This window comes from Blastopirellula marina, from assembly GCF_002967715.1.
Lineage (GTDB): Bacteria > Planctomycetota > Planctomycetia > Pirellulales > Pirellulaceae > Bremerella > Bremerella marina_B.
Map to the genome: position 1 here is coordinate 104,092 of NZ_PUIA01000074.1, position 17,640 is coordinate 121,731.

Consider the following 17,640-nt stretch of genomic DNA (forward strand, 5'->3'; position numbering starts at 1 on the left):
CTCTTACAGCTGAAAACCGAAGGAAGCGTTGAAGCCGAAGAAGCCAACGCTTCCGTCTTCGCTGGTTGCATTGCCGGCGTCTCCCCAGGTCTGACCTTCCAGGGCCACGCTGCCAAAGGGTTGCCAGCACTGTCGCTTGCAGCCTGTCCAGCGGAGGCCTAGCTCGATCTCACCGATCGTCATCACTTCATCACGGCTGGTGGAAGTCGTGGTGGTGAAGGGGGTGGTCAGGTCAAGGTCTTCGCCAGCGGTCAAGGTGCTTGTCGCTTCGCCGAATAAAAGCGAGCCGCGAGCTTCCGAGAAAAGTTCGATGCGGGTAGCAACCGGAACCGAAGCATACATGCCCATTGTAGGACCGATGCCAGACATGCCGTGCTGGTAATCGATTTGGCCGGTGAGGGTCCCCGAAGCGTTGCTCGTTTGGGCGAGGTACTTCTGATCGATCTCAGCATAACGTAAGCCGCCAAACGCACCGATTCTCCAGCGCGAAAGACAGAACTGACGCGTAACGTCGAGATCAATCGAGTAGGCCGTCAGACCGGTGCCTGCTTGAAATGTGCTTCCTGGAACGGTGGTCGAGATATCGACCGAGCCAAACGAAGGAGGCGTGATCGAGCCAAAGCCGTTTGCAGGCGGCTGGGCGGTCAGCACCGAAGGATCGTTATCGAAATGCCACCAGGTGGCCCGCAGTCCAATCTCTTCCCCTTGCAAACCAAGGAATACCCGCGGGGCAAACTGCATGTCGTAGGTGAAATCGACATCGGTGTAATTCTCGAAGCTAGTCCCGTCGGACTCCATCAACGTATACGCCGGATTGGAGGTGAAGTGAGGCTTGAGGAAGGTCGCCTCGAAGCCGGCAAACCAGTGGGCTTCACAGCAATTAGAATCGCACGACTGGTAGCCCATTGGCATAGGTGCCGAGTCCATGAATACTTCCGATTCGAGAACCGACTCGGAGGCCATGCTGGTGGTCATCTCGACATGCGAGACAGGACGAACCGTCTGAGGGACGTCCTGCGGCGGCATGGGCCGGGCAACCATTTGATTGGCTGACGCAGGCCTGCCCGCAGTAACTGGCCGACTGGCGGCCGACGTCGGACGGACCTCGGCATGGGCGCTGAGTACCAGTGGCGAAGCGATAGCCGCGAGTTGAAACAGAGCGGCAACTGCTAGCGTTTGAATTGACATCATCCAATGACCTTGCGAAATCCATTTAGCGAGGGGGATTGCTTGCAGTAGTTAGTTGTCGGCAATCTAGGAGGAATGCTTCAACTTTTCTGATTGGAATGAGTTTTCCGCCTGGCGGCATTGCTAGCTGGTGCCGCCGACGGTCACCGTGAACTCTTCCGAGTCGGCTAGCGGTGGTTCCCCATCATCGATCACCAGCACCCCGAACGTAACGCTCTGCCCGGCGAAATCGGCGGTAGGCGTCCAGCGGATGATGGCCATGTTGTTGTTCACCTTTTCAATGGTGGCACCAGACGGCGAATTCTCTGGATCGAGAATGTAAGTCAGAATGTCCCCGTCGTTCTCGTCGAACGCAGTTACCTCGACGATCATCTCTTCCCCTACGGTCGCCGTTTGCTCGGGAATCGGGGTGATGTCGGGGGCGATGTTCACTTCATCGAATAGGAAGCACGCCAGGTAGGTCCCGTCGTGGTCGACCGGTCCGTCACCTCCCCAGGTAATTGCGATCGCGTTGTCGACGGCCACGGCCGAAGGAGTCCGTTGATGCCCGAACTGGTCGTTGGCTGTATTCGCGTTGACGAAGAATTCGTCGGATGGATTTACGTTGCTGTCGCTGAAGTCGACAACGGTCGCTTTCACGTTCCAACCGGTTCCGTCGGCGATACCGTTGGTCCAGGTGGCGACCAGCTGGCCACCGTCGATCTGAGCCAAGGCAACTTCCAGCTGGTTGCCTGTGCTGATGCTGTTGACCTGCAGCTCCTGCCCAACCAGGCCGTCGGAAGGATCGATCTGTTGAGCGAAAATGCCCCAGCCGTCGCCATCTTGATTGCGGCTCTGCCAGGCAACCGTAAATGCCTGGCCCGAGTCGATCACCGTTGCCCCAGACTGTGAAGCGACGGTACTGCTGTTGACCAGGAATTCGATACCAATCTTGCTGCCGTTGGCCGATAGTCGCTGGGCATATACACCCCAGTCGCTGCCATCCTGATGCCGGCTACTCCAGGTTACCAACGCGACGTCGCTGCTGTTGATAGCGATGTCAGGCAGGGCTTGCTCTTGGGAAGTGGTCGTGTTGACCAGGATCTCGCCGGTCAGGGACTGGCCATTGGAATCGAATCGACGATAGAAGATCCCGTCGAAGTCGCCGACTCCCACCCCTTGCCACACGAAGGAGGCTGATCCATCCGAAGCAACGGCCACGGCTGGGTTCTCTTGCCCGCCGCCGGTGGTTTGATTGATAAGCACTTCGCCGGTGACTGGGTTGCCGCTGCTGTCGTACCACCGGGCGAAAATGCCTTCGCGATCGCCCGCTCCGCGACCTTGCCACACAATCACAAACCCGCTTTCGGGAAGCATCGCCACGGAAGCATTTGCCTGGATACCGGCGACCGTTTCATTCACCAGCTGAGAGGTACCAGTGGGAACACCTTCGGAGTCGAGCAGTCGAAAGAAGACGCCATCTTGATCCCCGCTTCCGCGGCCAGCGTAGACCGTTACATGTTGGCCACTACCGGATGCCGCAATAGCTCCTTCGGTCTGCACAAATTGATCGCCGATGATGACGTCGTTGACCAGTTGTTCCGTGCCAACCGCATTGGCCGTCAGGGTGATGCGACCCTCGAGCACTTCGCAAAAATGTTTTCTTAAACGGACAGCCATAACGAGATTCGCGGAATAAAAGGGGGATAAACGTGATATCCATCATAGTTAGAGAAACTTCCCCAGGGGCATCGGATATCAATTGAAGGAAAGTTTTTGCGCGATTCCTAGCTCACGCTTCGGGTTCCCTTGAAGGGAGTGCTTGGCCAGGAAAAAAAGGACAGCCGAGAAACGAAACCTTTCTCGGCTGTCTGATTGAATGCGTTGGATACCAGGCAAACGATTAGATCTCGTCCAGCAAGCCTAGCAGGGCCATGTCGTTCATGTCGGAATCGACCGGTTCTCCTTCAATCGCGGCTGCTGCGGGATCGACAACGGTCAAAGTGAACGTTTCCTGATCAGGCAGGCCTTCGCCATCGACTACGATAATTGTGATGGTGTATGTTCCGGTTTGTGTTGGAGTCCAACTGAACGTTCCGCCAGCGGAGAAGGGGGAGGTGATCGTTGGTTGGGCGATCTCTACCGGAATGCCGCTGCCGTCCAGGTCGAGGAAGATGATCAAGTCTTCCGGGGGATCATCGGGGTCAACTACCGTCACGTTGAACGTTACTTCGGTGTCGACATCCACTTCGACAGGCGAACCACTGTCGAACGGAGTTGGCAAGGTTAGTTGCGGCGAATCGTTGACGGCTTCAACCGAGACCGTAATTGTTGCCGTACCGCTGTCGTTCAAACCATCGTTCACGATCACCTCGATCGCACGGTCGGTCGTATCGGGATCTTCCGAAACGTTGTCGTAGGTCAGCGTGCGGATTACCTGCTGGTAATTCGCAAGCGTATCGCTTCCACTGAGCGTAAGGATACCGGTCGCGGAATCGTATAACGCGGTGATCGAAGTACCGGTGACGTCGACGGCCAAAAACTCGTCGTCGGTGTTGATCAGGTTGGTAAGTGTGATCGTCGCCGAATCAAGATTCGTGCTGTCCGCATCGGTCACAGTAGCGGTGACATCCACCACGCTGATAGGGCCGTCCCCTTCGACAAACGACGTGGCGAAATCAATGCCGGTGCCGTCACCGTTGAGATCAACCTCAGGCGGGTCGGTCAGAAGGGTCACGGTGAACGTTTCCGAATCGGCCAGCGGGGAGGTTGGGTCGTCGTCGGTCACGATCACGATGAACGTGAAGGGCCCGGCACCATCGCTGACCGACGGCGTCCAGCTAATCACCGCGGTCGTGTCGCTGGTCTTGGTGATGGTAGCAAATTCAGGAATGTTCGCACCGGCCCCATTGCGATCAAGCTGGAAGGTGAGGACGTCCCCTTCCGGATCGGTGGCGGTAACGGTGATCTCAAACAGCGTGTCGAGCTGGGCCGTTTGGTCTGCGATCGGTTCCAGGTTTGGTGGATCGTTGACCCCTTCAACCGAGACCGTGATCGTTGCCGTAACGCTATCGTTCAGGCCGTCGTTGACGATCACTTCAATCGCCCGGTCGGTCGTATCGGGGTTCTCCGAAACGTTGTCGTACGTCAGCGTACGGATGACTAGCTCGTAGTTGGCAACGGTGTCGGTACCGCTGAGGGTGAGGATACCCGTTGCCGAGTCGTATACAGCGGTAATCGAAGTGCCGGTGGTGTCTACCGCCAGGAATTCGTCGTCGGTGTCGATCAGGTTGGTCAACGTGATCGTCGCTGATTCCAGATTGGTGCTGTCCGCATCGGTCACGGTAGCGGTGGCGTCGACCACGCTGGTCGGGCCATCCCCTTCGGTGAAGGAAGCCGTGAAGTCGATGCCGCTGCCATCCCCATTCAGGTCGACCGCAGGGTCTTCTGTCAGCAGTGTGACGGTAAACGTTTCCGAGTCAGCCAGCGGAGTGGTTGGGTCGTCGTCGGTCACGATCACGATGAACGTGAAGGGCCCGGCACCATCGCTGACCGATGGCGTCCAGCTAATCACCGCGGTCGTGTCGCTGGTCTTGGTGATGGTAGCAAATTCAGGAATGTTCGCACCGGCCCCATTGCGATCAAGCTGGAAGGTGAGGACGTCTCCTTCCGGATCGGTGGCGGTAACAGTGATCTCAAACAGCGTGTCGAGCTGGGCCGTTTGGTCTGCGACCGGTTCCAGGTTCGGTGGATCGTTGACCCCTTCAATGGAAATGGTAATCGTCGCCGTTGCACTATCGTCGGCTCCGTTGTTGACGATTACTTCGACGATGCGGTCGGTTTCATCGGGGTTTTCGGAGGTGTTGTCGTAGGTCAGCGTGGAAATCACCAGCTGATAATTGGCCAACGTATCGCTACCGGTCAGGGTCAGAACGCCGCTGGCCTGATCATAGCTGGCGACGATGGAGGTTCCCGTAGTGTCGACGGCTAGAGACTCCGCGGAGGTGTCTACTACGTTGGTTAATGTAATCGTTGCCGACTCGAGGTTGGTGTCGTCGACGTCATCGACCAGAACGCCAGCGTCCACAATCGCGATGGGGCCGTCTCCTTCGGTGAATGATGCCGAGAAGTCGATGCCGCTTCCTTCCCCATTCAAGTCGACGGTGGGGGCATCGTTGACGGAGACGACGGAAATCGTAGAAACGACAAGCGGGCTGCTCAGGCCGCCATCGTTGACCGAGATTTGAATCGTGCGATCGAGAACTGTTGGATCATCCGAAGTGTTGTTATAGGTGAGCGATTTTAGTACTAACTCGTAGTTGGCCAGCGTATCGGATCCGGTCAGAGTCAGTTCACCGGTCGCCGAGTTATAGCTGGAAGCAGTGATCGACGTGCCGGTGGTATCGACAGCCAGGATTTCGTCCACCCCATCTTGAATGTTCGTCAGCACGATCGTGGCCGATTCGAGGTTCGTGCTGTCGAGATCGGTGATCGTGAGCGATGACGATGTTGCCGCAACGGGACCCCCATCTTCGGTGAATACGCCTGAGAAACCAACGCCAGCGGCCGGACCGTTCAGGTCGACGGATGGTGCTTGATCGCCGGTTGCCGAGACAATGACGGTCAGGAATTCAACGTCTGCTAAAGCGGGAGGCCCCTGGTCGATGGCAATGACTGGGATCCGGAAGGTTCCAACCTGGTCGGCGGTTGGGGTCCAGCTGAATACGCCGCCGGTGGTGATCTTCGCCCCGACCGGAGTGTCGGTACCCACGTCTGGATCGAGCACCAGGCGAATCGTATCGCCGGTTGGATTGTCGTTGATGTCTAAGTCGATGGCCGTGGCACCATTGGCATACAGGTCGATGGTGAAGGGCTGGCCGACCACGATCTGCAAATCACCAATCGCCGAAAGATCGAGATCAGGCGGGCAGTCGTTCCCAGGAATGCCGGAAGCGGTGAGAACAAGACGTGACTCAAGATGCTCTGACATCGGCAGCCGAGCACGGCTTGACCGTCGATTCGTCTTTCGTTTGGCTTTCTGGGACTTCCTGTCGGTAACGCGAGGCAAACGAGGTGTGAGCATGTCTTCTTCTCTTAATGGTTTAACAACAATTAAGGCCGGGGGGGCCATAGTTAAAATGGTGATCTCTTATGTGGGCATAGGTGGGGCGTGGCAATTGTATCAAATAGGCGGCTTGGGTCGACTTTATAATCGGGATTTAAGAAAACTTTTATCTCAATGTCACGGACAATTGTTGACAGACTTTCTGGCACTTAAGGCCAGGTAGGAACAGAGACGAAGTTGCGAAAGCAGAAACAACTTGTGTGCCGTCGCTCCGTCGGGTATGGCCAGCCCTGCAGGTCGTCTCGGAATCGAATCCATCCTTTCCCGTCAACACGGAGCTATTCCGATCTCACATTGGGCTGATAGATCTTGGCCAAGGGAACTAGAATGGCCTGAAGGCTATCAAGATACTCCTCTTCGTTGAGCTGCGACTTCTTCTGACGCAACTCGGCCAATTGGCGTTCCAGCTGATCTCGCTTTTCGATCAACTCTTCGGAAAGCTGGGCCTCGTCCTGGCTGGGGACGAGAATGAATTGATTCGCCAAGGTGCCATCCGGAATCGAGCCATCCTTAGACGACTTGGTCACGTAAATACCCCGGAACCAATCCGCTGGCGTCCCTTTCCCGTCGCCGTTGTCGTCGAGCAGGGCATGCTCGGTTGCTAGCTGAGATTGAGAGTCGTAGTAGGTTTGGGTTTGCTTGGCCGCCGCCAGCCAGGCTTCCAGCAGCGAAGTCTGGCCATCCTTATCGAGGTCGCCTGAGGTGTCGCTAATCGTTTGCGACATAAAGTCGCCGAAACGAGCGAAGTTGTATTCGAAGCCACTTTGGGTTGCCGCAACGACAACACGGTCGGGGCCGGATAATTGATTCACGAACGGACCACTGGCCGAAGCACAATTGATGATCGCCATGCGACATGAAATAGGGGAGAGCGCCTGAGTAAGTTCAGCGGCGCTGATATCAGTACCGCGCAAATTGAACTTCGCCTTCTTCCCATCGAACGTGCCGTGCCCGATCATCACCAGCCACAGCGATTGAGGCGGTGCCTTCGCCAGACTTGCCAGGGTCTCTTCCAGGCTTGGTCGATCTTGCTGGGAGTCGTCCAGGCCAATGGTCACGAGCCGGGCAGAAGACCGCTTGGCGGCGTCTTGCCAGCGCTTGGCCCATTGGGTGAACTGCTTCTGGTACTGGTCTTCCCCTGGTTCGCCAACGACGAGAACGACGGCAACGTCCGGGGATACGTGAGCCGTTTCGTTGTCAGAAGGTGCTAACAGCAACGTGCATGTTAAAAGCCAGATCATCTTAGGCAAGTCCCTTCCAGCGGCGCACGCCCCATTCGATACTCAACAGGCCGATGGCCAGCAGGAATACGCCCCACGTATGCCAGACCGAACGAACCATCGGCTGCGAAATCGGAATCTCGCGATCCGAAAGAGTGCTGACGAACGAATCGAGCCGATTCAATCTCACGACTTCACCCCCAGAGCCTTCGGCGATCTGTCGCATGAGCTCGACGTTCGGTGCCAGGTTAGCGAACTCTTCCGCCGCCGGATCGGCCACCCAGCCTGTTTCGACGCGATCGATCTCGCTTCCGTCGGGGTTGTTCGCGATGATCGTGGCTCGGTACATGCCATCGGTGCGGGAAACATAGCTGGAGCCATACTGACCGGAAACGGCATCCTGCGGTTCCGCTTTTAGCTTCAATACATCCTCCGCCGGTGTCGAGATTTCAATCGCGACATCGGCGTTATCCAGTGGTTGGTAGCTTTCGTCGTTGACTTGTACCGAAAGGTGAAGTGGGTGGTTCGGGTCATCCTTCTTGGCGATCGCCTCGACCCGCACACGCTGCGGCACATCGGCAATCAGCCAGCGAACGGTTTGCCGCCAGGTGCGTTCGAAGTCGTCGTTGTCGTGCGACGATGGATGCAGTTTCCATCGCCACAGGTCCCCCACGAGGAAGGCCGCCGTGCGTCCCTTGCCGAATCGCTGCGTAACCAGCCCGGGGCGCGTTTCGCCGGTGGCGGAAACCACGGACAAGAGTTCGCTGGCTCCGGGCTTAAGTGCTCCGACTTCGTTCAGCACACGCAGCCCTGGCATGGCGGCCAGACGCTGTTGCTCTTGCTCCTGGGTGGTGCGGACACGCACCCACGGTTCAAGCATACCTTCACGAGTAAGTGCGAGCGAGAACTCACTGGCCCCAGTGCGCGGCGACACACTGTTCAAGTAAACAGGCAACACCTCGCCGACCGGAGATCGCAGATACTGACCTTGCACAAACGACTCGCCGCCGCCCAGCATCAACAAGCCACCCCCACGCAGACTGACGAACTCTTGGATGAGCGATTTCTGCTGCTGCGTGAAGAAGTCGGCCTCCAGGTCGTCCAGGATGATTGCGTGGTACGGGAACAACTCGTCGGCAGACTTGGGAAAGCCGCCGGAAAGTTCGCCAGGCTCAAGCTTACCAACCCGCAAGAGGACCGGCTCGTCGTATTGTTCGACTTGTTCCTTCCCTTCGTCATCGGTGTTGGTGAAGATGCGGTTGGCGTTAGAGTCCTTCTCGCGGAACTGAAACCGCGGTTCCTTCTTCGCGATGCGAATCAAACCGTGCAGTTCCACTTCGTCGTCTTCGGCCAGTGATCGATTGAGAAACTTGAACTCCCAGTTCGGTCGGCCTGACACGTACAGGACCTTGTACGGTCCGTGTCCGCGATTGACCATCACGGTACGGCTGTTGTTCAGCAGCGTGGCCTCGTTGCTTTTGCTGGCATCCTCGAAGAGACCGGCTTGCGACTGGGCATAGGCGCGAACCTGGTAGAACAACACACCACGCTCGCCGGGCTTGATTTGAAACCGGGCCGTGAACGATTGTCCCTCGGCTGGCTGCGAGACCGTTTGCGTTTCGAGAACTTCCCCTTGCTCGTCAAGAAGCTCGATGGCGATCGATTCGCCCACCATGCCGGTCGCGGCAATATCGGCGGTCACCGTAACGGGTGACGCTTCGAAATTCGTTTGACTGGCCGAGACTCGCCGTACCTGGACATCGGCAGCTGGCTCGTCGGCACCGATCTGCACGGGGAAGATTGGCGGGTACTTGCTCCAGTCGATCGCGAGTTCGGTGATGTCGGTCGCGTTACCATCGGTCAGCAGCAGCACCCCGGCAATAGGGCGGCCCTCGAAGCGATCGGCAATGGAATCCAGTGCCGAGATCATGCCGGTGGCTCGTCCGTCGGCCAGGTACTCTTCGTAGTCGGATACCGGCGAAAGCTGATCGGCGAACTGGTAACGGCGGACGTCGAATTCCTGGCCTAAACGAACTTGCCATGGGGCCGCGCGGTCGAGTTGTTGCTTCAATAAATCGGCTCGCGTCTCGCTTTGGCCAGGATCGACTACCTGGAGGCTCTGCGAATGGTCGGCCAGCACGACGAAAAGATTCGCCCCTGGTACGGGCTTGGTTTCACTACGCATCGGCTCGACCAACAACGTCGCCAGTAGGAGCACCGCCAAGGTCTTCGCCGCAGCGCACGCCAGTTTGACGATCAGTGGTGCCTGGATCGATTGGTAGGCCCACAGGATGAGCGTGAACAGCACGGTGCCGATCACGCCTGCGGGAACGATCCACTCTTGGGCGGCCCAGACGTTGGGCCATTCGAGAAGCCATTGATCCTGAACCCAGTCGTTCATTCACTGCTCCCCAGACGTTCGTAGTAGCGTCGCACGGCGTCTTCGTATTGGACCGGTACAGGGTCCTTGTCGATCGGGACGCGGGCCTCTTCAGCAGTTCGGCGGAGAAGCTCTTCGGCGACACGATTCTGGAGCTGAGCCAGCGGTCGAGCGACTTTTTGTTGGATGATATCCCACTGCGGAGGCGCGGACGTATCGATCTGTTCACGGCGAAGTTCGCGAGCCTCGTCCCGAATACGTGCCGCCTCCGCGCGAAGTTCGGGGTCGTTTACGATCTCTTCCACATCCCGTAGCCGGTCCGACCAATCGACGAAGTCATCTCCTGAGAATGGGGAAGTGTCTCGGCTATTGTTTCCGCCACCCAGGAAGCGATCGAAAGCACCCGTCCCAGGGCCACTGCTGGGGGCGTTCTGCTGACCCGGCTGTTGCTGCTGACCCGGCTGTTGTTGCTGGCCTGGTTGTTGTTGCTGACCTGGTTGTTGTTGCTGACCTGGTTGTTGTTGCTGACCTGGTTGTTGTTGCTGACCTGGTTGTTGTTGCTGACCTGGTTGTTGTTGCTGACCGTTGCGGGCTAGTTCTCCCTCAAGGTCTTCGTTGAGTCGTTCCAGTTCGTCGAGTGCGCGGCGGAGCATTTCGGTTTCGTCGCCGAGAACCTGGTCGGCCGCTTGTTGGATCCCTTCGGCGAGTTGCTCGATTCCTTCGCGTGCTTGTTGTTCGCGCTGAGCGGCCTGATCGACGAAGCCGCGGTTGAGCAGCATCTCGGTTTCTTTCAGGGCATCGCTTGGTTTTGTGGTACGTGTATCGCGAATCGATTCGTACAGCTTCTCGGCCAGTAGCGGCTGGGACTGCTCGGCTTGTTCGACCGTTTCCCGCATGCGCTGCAGCAGTTGTTCGAGACGCTCCTGTTGCTGGGACAATTGGCCGCCAAGTTCTTCCTGGTTGTCGGTCTCGCGGAGGGAGTTGGACTGGTCTGGCTTTTCCGTTTTAAGGTCTTCCAATTGACGGGCAAGCTCCTCTTCGGCCTCGACCAGTTCTTGCGCCTGGTTCTTCATGTCGCGGAGATCTTGCTCGAACTCTTGCGAGGTCTGCCGCTGAAATTCTTCTCGCAGATCATTCAGTTCACGCTGGGCCCTGGCCCCTTCGTTGGCGGCCTGGGTGACCATTTGCTGTTGGATCGCTTCGCTGGATCGCTGGATGTTTTCACGAGCCTGTTCCAACTGCTGACGCTGCTCGGCCATACGTTCCTGGTTCTCGGGTTGCTCCATTCGCTGCTGAAGCTCTTCGGTATCGCGGAGAATCTGCTCCTGCTCTTCTCGGAGCCATTTAAGTTGCCGCTGCGCCTCGGCTCGCTCTTGTTCGTCTGCGGCAGCTTCGAGCACGCCTTGCAGTTCCTGGATTCGCTCGTTGAGGTCTTCCTGCCGCTGGGCAAGTTCTCGCAGGCGATTGAGGATCTGGCGGTCTTCACGGGCTTCCTGCTGCTGCTCGGTCTGGGCTTGTTGTTCCTGGGCGTAGCGGTTTTCATCTTCCCGCAGTTGTAGTTGTTGCAATTGCTGCTGAGCGCGGCTGTTTTGCGATTGCTGCGACTGGCTCGACTGTTGTTGAGATTGGCTGGATTGGACGACTTCGTGCTCGCGGGCTCGCAGGCGAAGCAGCCCTTGATAGGCGGCCTGTTCGGCCTGAAGAGCTTGTTGAAGCCTGGCTGGTGACGATCCTTCTTCGGCCGAGCGTAACGTTTCGATCACTTGCTCCATCGAATTTCGAACCTGAGCGGCGTGCTCGATCGAAGTCACATCCTGCAAGTTGCCCTGCAGTTCTTCGAGCTGAACCATTGCTGCTTCTTGCGACTCGATGAGCAACTTGGTATCGCTGGCAAACTGTGCCGTGGGCTGGCTGTGCGTTTCGCGGCGGATTATCTTCCAAGTCGCGGCGATGATCTGTTTTTGTAGCTCCGCCAGCTCTTCAGCCTGTTGGGCGTTCTGCCCCCCTTGCTGCTGTTGTTGCTGCTGTTGTGAGTTCTGCGGCGGTTGCTGCCCTTGGCGGAAGATTTCTTCGAAGGGGCGAACCTCGGCAAAAAACATGTCGCTCATCGTGCGGCGCATTTGGCCGTCGGGACCGATGTCTTCAGCCCAGAAGTACCACGACAGCAGTTGATCCGGCTCGGCATCGAGCGATTCGAATGCTAACAGGTGGGCGAGTTCGACGCGTTTTTTGCTGGGGAACGAATCACCCAGCGAAACGTCTTGATCGACTTTGCCGGGGATCGAGTAGTTGATGCCAACTCGCTTGAGCCCGAAGTCGTCCCAGGCAGAAGCGGCCAGGTCAACTTCTTCGATCGGAGAGACCTCGATGTCTTCGGTGGGTGCGGCCAGCTTAATATCGGGGGGCAGATTGGCGATCATGGTAATCTGCAGTCTCGGCGGATGCTGGTTGGTGCGTCCTTTGCCATCGGTCATACGGAGTGTCAGTTCGCGCGAACGATCGACGACTAGCGTGGTGGCGTAGGTGAGCGCATCGTTGGCTTCAGGTTGGAGGGTAATGGTCTTTTCGCCATCGTCGGTTTGCTCAGTGAACTGGGCGGTGGCCAGCGGTTTGTTGACGCGGCACAAGAGAGTCAGCTTCGTTCCCTCAACCGCTGACACGCGACGAACGTCGGGGACAAACTTATCTTCCTGCCCTGTATAGCTGGGGAAGACGAGTTGGGCATCGGCTTGGAGCATCAGCGGATACTCGAACACTTCCACGTTAAAAGTCTGCGACGTTTGATTGCCGAACTCGACGCGGTAAGTGAGCGGCTGCGATATGGCAGGGATTCGGCCGCCGAAAAGGGGATCATCAAGCGAACGGGACATCGGCAGGGTGTGCTCGTTGCCATCTTCGGTTGCGTAGATCAGTGTGGCCTCGGTGGGCATTGCACCGGTGAATCTGGCGAGAACGAGGAGGCCCGCCCCTCGTTCGACCTCGGTATCGCCTGGCTCGATCTCTGCCTCGAAGAGGGTATCTGCGGTGACGACGCCTTCCCCTGCAAGTTCATCAGAAGTGGGCGTCAGCATTAGATTGCGATCAAGCTGCGCGAGTGCAACGGCCGCCAGAAGCGTAGCGATGAGCCCCGCACATGCGATCAGGCGAGCCCCAAACAGCTGGCCGCGCGAGACGATGTATTGCCAGTTGTGGCTGCGGGCATGAAGGACGGCCTGGCCGACGACTTCCCGCTGAAGATACCCCAGGCGACCGGTGGTACTATCAGGCTGCTGTTCAACAGCCGTCAACAAGGCGGAGTCTAGTTGAGGGTAACGCGATTCAACGAGGTTTGCCACTTGATGCACACTGCGAGCCGTGCGGCTGCTGGCGAAGGTTACCAGAAGCGATCCCACAACGCCGATGGTAGCGGCAACGGCCAGACTACCCTCGGGGACGCGACCGGTGGCTTGACTGATTAGGTAAATGATGCCGATGAAGATCGCGGCCGAGACCCACACGATGCCCATGCCGCTCCAAAAGTGAAACGTTCGCAGGCGATTTCCGAGGCGGTCGAGATGGCCGAACAGTTCGCGATCCATTATTGTGCTTCTCCCAATTCCTGGGTGGGAACGTGCGACTTGCGGGCAGCGAGAAACGTTTCAACCGCCAACAGCAACAGCACGGAAACAATCAACCATTTCCAGACCTTCTGGTGATTCTCTAGCTCGCGATCTTGCAGTTGCCGCAACTCGGCCAGTTCCTGGGACTGCGTGGTGGCCATGCCCAGTGGAATACCGAACTGCTCGAGACGGTCAAGCTCCAACGGAGCCGTGTCGCTCTCGGCATCGACAATGTTCACCGCGAAGGGAAGGTCTTCATTGCCTTGCCGCAGCACATAAATGCCGGGCTCGGTCGTTTCGTCAAACGTGGTGGCATCTTCGGGTAATTGTAAGGAAGTTCCGCTGGGTGTTTGAATGGTTTTTTTCCCGGAGGCCGCTGGCAGGGGAACCTTGTCGTTCACAAAATAGGCGTGCGAAGCCAGCTTTTGGCGATCGGCCAACTCCAGCCAACGCGAAAGAAGGGGAAGGAACTTGGTCGAGAGGGCCAGCTGACTATCTTTGCGGTTCCAGCCGGCACACATCACATACAACTGCCCCTGACCGCGCGGCTGCGACCAAACGGCGGGCGTGTCGTCCTCGAAGCGGGCAATCACCTGGGCATTGGACATCTCGCCAAGAGTAACATGTCGATGCTGCCAGAAGCGGATGGTGGTGAAGTCGTTGTACTTCGCCGCAGCAAACGGGGCGAATAGTGGGTGTTGAAAGTCGATCTGGCCGAGCATCGCATACGAACCGGTTGCCGGTGCGTCGTTATCATTTTCCGATGACAAGCCTACGTCACCTAGCCAATTGCCCAGTTCCCGTACCATACCGTCGGTTTGCAGCACGACGATGGCTTGCCCGCCGCGATTTAGGTAGGTGTCGAGCAGTTTTAGTTGGTCTTCGCTGGGTGTTTCGGCGATGATCACCAGGCGGGGGATGGTTCCGGCCACGTCGCTCCAGTCGATGGTCGCTTCGTCGCTGATCGTTTCTATTTCCACCTTACGGCTGGCGGTCTCGTCAAACGCGCGACTGAGATAAAACAACATGCCTGCGGGATCACTCGCCACATCGGAACCGAAGTACGCAATCTTTACTTCCTCTTGTATTGGCGGCACGACATAGAAGGCGTTGTCGAAGTCCATGCCGCTGCCATCGCCGCTGAGCTGCAGATGATCGGGACCGAGTGGACCTGGTTCGTAGGGGACATCCAACACCAGGCTTTCGCCAGGGGGAACATAAAATGAGACCGGTCGCGAGGCATTTTTGTCGTCGCTTCGCCAAACGACCTGGAACTGATCGACCCCGGAGTTTGCCGTGTTGCGAACACGTACGCGCGGTACCTGGGCACCCTCGGCGTAATCTTCCTTCGTGTCGACCAGGCGAACGCGTGCGTTGGAGGTGTCTTCCGGAGTGATCGCACGGACGTGGACACGCACGGATTCAGGCCATTGGCTGGTTTGTAGCTGGTCGATCAGCGAGCCAGCTTGCATGTCACTGATTAACACGATCTGCAGCTTGGCACTGGTTTGACGAAGATCTTCGTCGGCCGAGAGTCGCTCGGCAACGCCGATCAGGGCTGCACCAAGATTACTGGCCGCCCAGGTTGGTGTGACATCCTTCAAACGTGTGCGAACCATTTCGCGGCGCTGGCTGCGATCGAGCTGACTGGATTCTTCGGCGGTAACAAGCGGCGTTAGTTGTTGGTCGAAAGCATAAAGCGAGACTTCGTCGGAAGCTTCCAAGTGGTCGAGAACCTGGTTGGCTTGGTCGAATGCTTGTTGCCAAACGTTACCGCGCCGCATGCTGGCGCTTTGGTCGATTACGATGGCCACGTGGCGGCGAGGTAGGTCGTCGGGAGAAAGATTGGTCGTCGTGCGGAAGAAAGGACGCATGAACGCGACCGCCAGGAGCAGGATTACCGCCGACCGCAACAGCAGCAGTAACCATTGATCAAGCCGACTTCGCCGTGTGAGCCGCGGCGGCGATGGCTGTAGGAACATCAGCGAACTGAATTCGTAACGAGCCTTCGGCGTGCGGCGAATCAAGTGAAACAAGACAGGTGCGGCAATCGCGGCAGCACCCAGCAGGAAGATACCGGAAAGAACGCTCATGCGGGGCTCCCGGAACGAGAACCACGTTGCCGCACGGCCGAGCGTCCACGCTTCAAGCGATCGGCCAGGAAATCGAACAAGATCAATTCCAGAGAACGATCGATCGAGACCTGGTGGAGTTCCACACCCAAGTTCTGGCAAATCGTCTGCAGCGACTGGGAGTGCTCGCGGAACTGTTCGAGATACTTCTGCCGGGCCTGGTCGGGATCGATGAAGAGATTCTTTCCCGTCTCCACATCGTGAAACATGGCAGGCTGATCAAACTGGAAGTCAAGCTCGCGCGGGTCGAGCACACGGAGAATGACGACTTCGTGTCCGCGTGCGCGGAGGAAACCAAGTTGCTTATTGAGCGAACCGATCGGCGTGAGAAGGTCGGATATGAGAATGACGAGCCCTCGCTTCACGACGGTGGCAGCGATTTGTTCAAGTGGCTTTTCGATATCGGTCGCGGAGCCAGGTTCGGCGCGTTCCAAGCTCATCATGATCTGATGGACATGCCCGGGGCGAAACCGCGCGGGAATGCGATCGGTGATCGCTTCGTCAAATGTCATCAGGCCGACGGCGTCGCGCTGTAGTGATAGGAAATGGGCAACGGTAGCTGCCGCTGTCTTGGCATAGTCGGCTTTACTGTAGCCGAGCGTCCCGAAGCCCATCGAACGGCTCAGATCAACCAGCAGATAGCAGCGCAGGTTGGTCTCGTCTTCGAAGCACTTAATAAAGTAGCGATCGGAGCGGCCGTATAGCTTCCAGTCGAGGAAGCGGGTATCGTCGCCGGGGGAATACTGGCGGTATTCGGTGAACTCGACCGAGAAGCCGTGATACGGCGAGCGGTGCAGGCCGGTCAGAAATCCTTCGACGACGGCGCGAGCCCGCAATTCCAGGTTCTTGATGCGCATGAGCGAACCGGGATCGATCAGCGATGCCGGTCCCTTTGTGCGGGTGGCACTGGTGGCGGTTGTCGATGACTGGCTCGCAGGGATGCTCATCGCGCCCCCGGCACTGGTACGGCGGCAAGTAACTGATCGATCACCTTTTCAACCGTGATCCCTTCTGCTTCGGCGCGATAACCGACCAAAATACGGTGACGCAGTGTCACGTGGGCGAGGGCCTTGATGTCGTCGGCGGTGACGTGGGTTCTTCCCAGGAGTAAGGCCCGGGCCTTGGCACCAAGGACGAGATATTGCGCCCCACGAATCCCGGCACCCCACATGACCCACTGGTTGATGAAGTCAGGCGTCGAGGGGCGTCTAGGGCGAGAAGCATCGGCCAGACGGACCGCGTAGCGGACCAGGTTTTCCGCGATGGGGACCTTTCGAACGACATCGTGGAAGCGGAGGACGTCTTCGCCGGAGAACAACGGACTGATAGGTTCCGGCTTGCGGGAAGTCGTTTGATTGACGACGGCTACCTCGTCATCTTCGGGGAGGTAGTCCATCCAGATGTTGAACATGAACCGGTCGAGTTGGGCCTCCGGCAAGGGATAGGTCCCTTCCATTTCGATCGGGTTTTGCGTGGCGAGCACGAAGAAAGGTTCTTCCAATGCGTAGCGCACGCCAGCCGCGGTGACCTGGTGCTCTTGCATGGCTTCCAGCAGAGCGGCTTGGGTTTTGGGGGGCGTACGGTTGATTTCGTCGGCCAAGATCACATTGGCAAAAATCGGGCCTTTGGCGAACTGCAACTTGCGGCGGCCTTCCTCGGTCTCTTCCAGGATCTCGGTACCGGTGATGTCGGCAGGCATCAGGTCGGGGGTGAACTGAATCCGGCGGAACTCGAGGTCAAAGATCTTCGAGATCGAATTGACGAGCAAAGTTTTCGCCAGGCCGGGCGCGCCGGTGATCAAGCAGTGCCCGCCAGCGAAGAGGCACAACAGCAACTGCTCGACGACTTCCTGCTGGCCAATGACTGTCTTGGATAGCTCGGCTAGGATTTTTTCGCGACCAATGCGGATTTGCTCGACAGCTTGTTGTTCGAAGTCCTGGTCTTCAATCTCAATGCTCACGATCGTATGACTTTCTGGTGGGATGAACGGACGAGGGCTCGTGGCGAAGCACGTTGC

Annotated in this window: 9 protein-coding genes; all 9 read right to left on the minus strand. The window is 57.7% G+C overall.

Annotated elements, in window-relative coordinates:
- Positions 1–3: 3 nt before the first annotated feature.
- Positions 4–1,191, minus strand: a complete 1,188-nt coding sequence (locus tag C5Y96_RS22890; protein ID WP_105358299.1) for an Lpg1974 family pore-forming outer membrane protein — start codon at positions 1,189–1,191, stop codon at positions 4–6.
- A 120-nt stretch (positions 1,192–1,311) separates the two neighbouring features.
- Positions 1,312–2,814 (minus strand): hypothetical protein, encoded by a 1,503-nt coding sequence (locus C5Y96_RS22895; RefSeq protein ID WP_146115774.1) that lies wholly within the window; start codon positions 2,812–2,814, stop codon positions 1,312–1,314.
- A gap of 256 nt (positions 2,815–3,070) precedes the next feature.
- The gene (locus C5Y96_RS22900) at positions 3,071–6,250 is read right to left on the minus strand and encodes a putative Ig domain-containing protein (protein ID WP_146115775.1); all 3,180 of its coding nucleotides are present in this window, start codon (positions 6,248–6,250) and stop codon (positions 3,071–3,073) included.
- 320 nt (positions 6,251–6,570) lie between these two features.
- Positions 6,571–7,533, minus strand: a complete 963-nt coding sequence (locus tag C5Y96_RS22905; RefSeq protein ID WP_233199060.1) for a hypothetical protein — start codon at positions 7,531–7,533, stop codon at positions 6,571–6,573.
- A gap of 1 nt (position 7,534) precedes the next feature.
- Entirely contained in the window at positions 7,535–9,913 is a 2,379-nt protein-coding gene (locus C5Y96_RS22910) for a glutamine amidotransferase (protein ID WP_105358305.1), read from the minus strand.
- Positions 9,910–13,470, minus strand: a complete 3,561-nt coding sequence (locus C5Y96_RS22915) for a hypothetical protein (RefSeq protein WP_105358307.1) — start codon at positions 13,468–13,470, stop codon at positions 9,910–9,912. The genes C5Y96_RS22910 and C5Y96_RS22915 overlap by 4 nt, the downstream gene beginning before the upstream one ends.
- Positions 13,470–15,584, minus strand: coding sequence for a BatA domain-containing protein (locus C5Y96_RS22920; RefSeq protein WP_105358309.1), 2,115 nt, complete (start codon positions 15,582–15,584; stop codon positions 13,470–13,472). The genes C5Y96_RS22915 and C5Y96_RS22920 overlap by 1 nt, the downstream gene beginning before the upstream one ends.
- Positions 15,581–16,570 carry a DUF58 domain-containing protein gene (locus C5Y96_RS22925; protein WP_199188772.1) on the minus strand — a complete coding sequence of 330 codons (990 nt, stop codon included), beginning with the start codon at positions 16,568–16,570 and terminating at the stop codon, positions 15,581–15,583. The genes C5Y96_RS22920 and C5Y96_RS22925 overlap by 4 nt, the downstream gene beginning before the upstream one ends.
- The gene (locus tag C5Y96_RS22930) at positions 16,567–17,586 is read right to left on the minus strand and encodes an AAA family ATPase (RefSeq protein WP_199188781.1); all 1,020 of its coding nucleotides are present in this window, start codon (positions 17,584–17,586) and stop codon (positions 16,567–16,569) included. Before C5Y96_RS22930 ends, C5Y96_RS22925 begins: the two co-directional genes overlap by 4 nt.
- Positions 17,587–17,640: the final 54 nt, after the last annotated feature.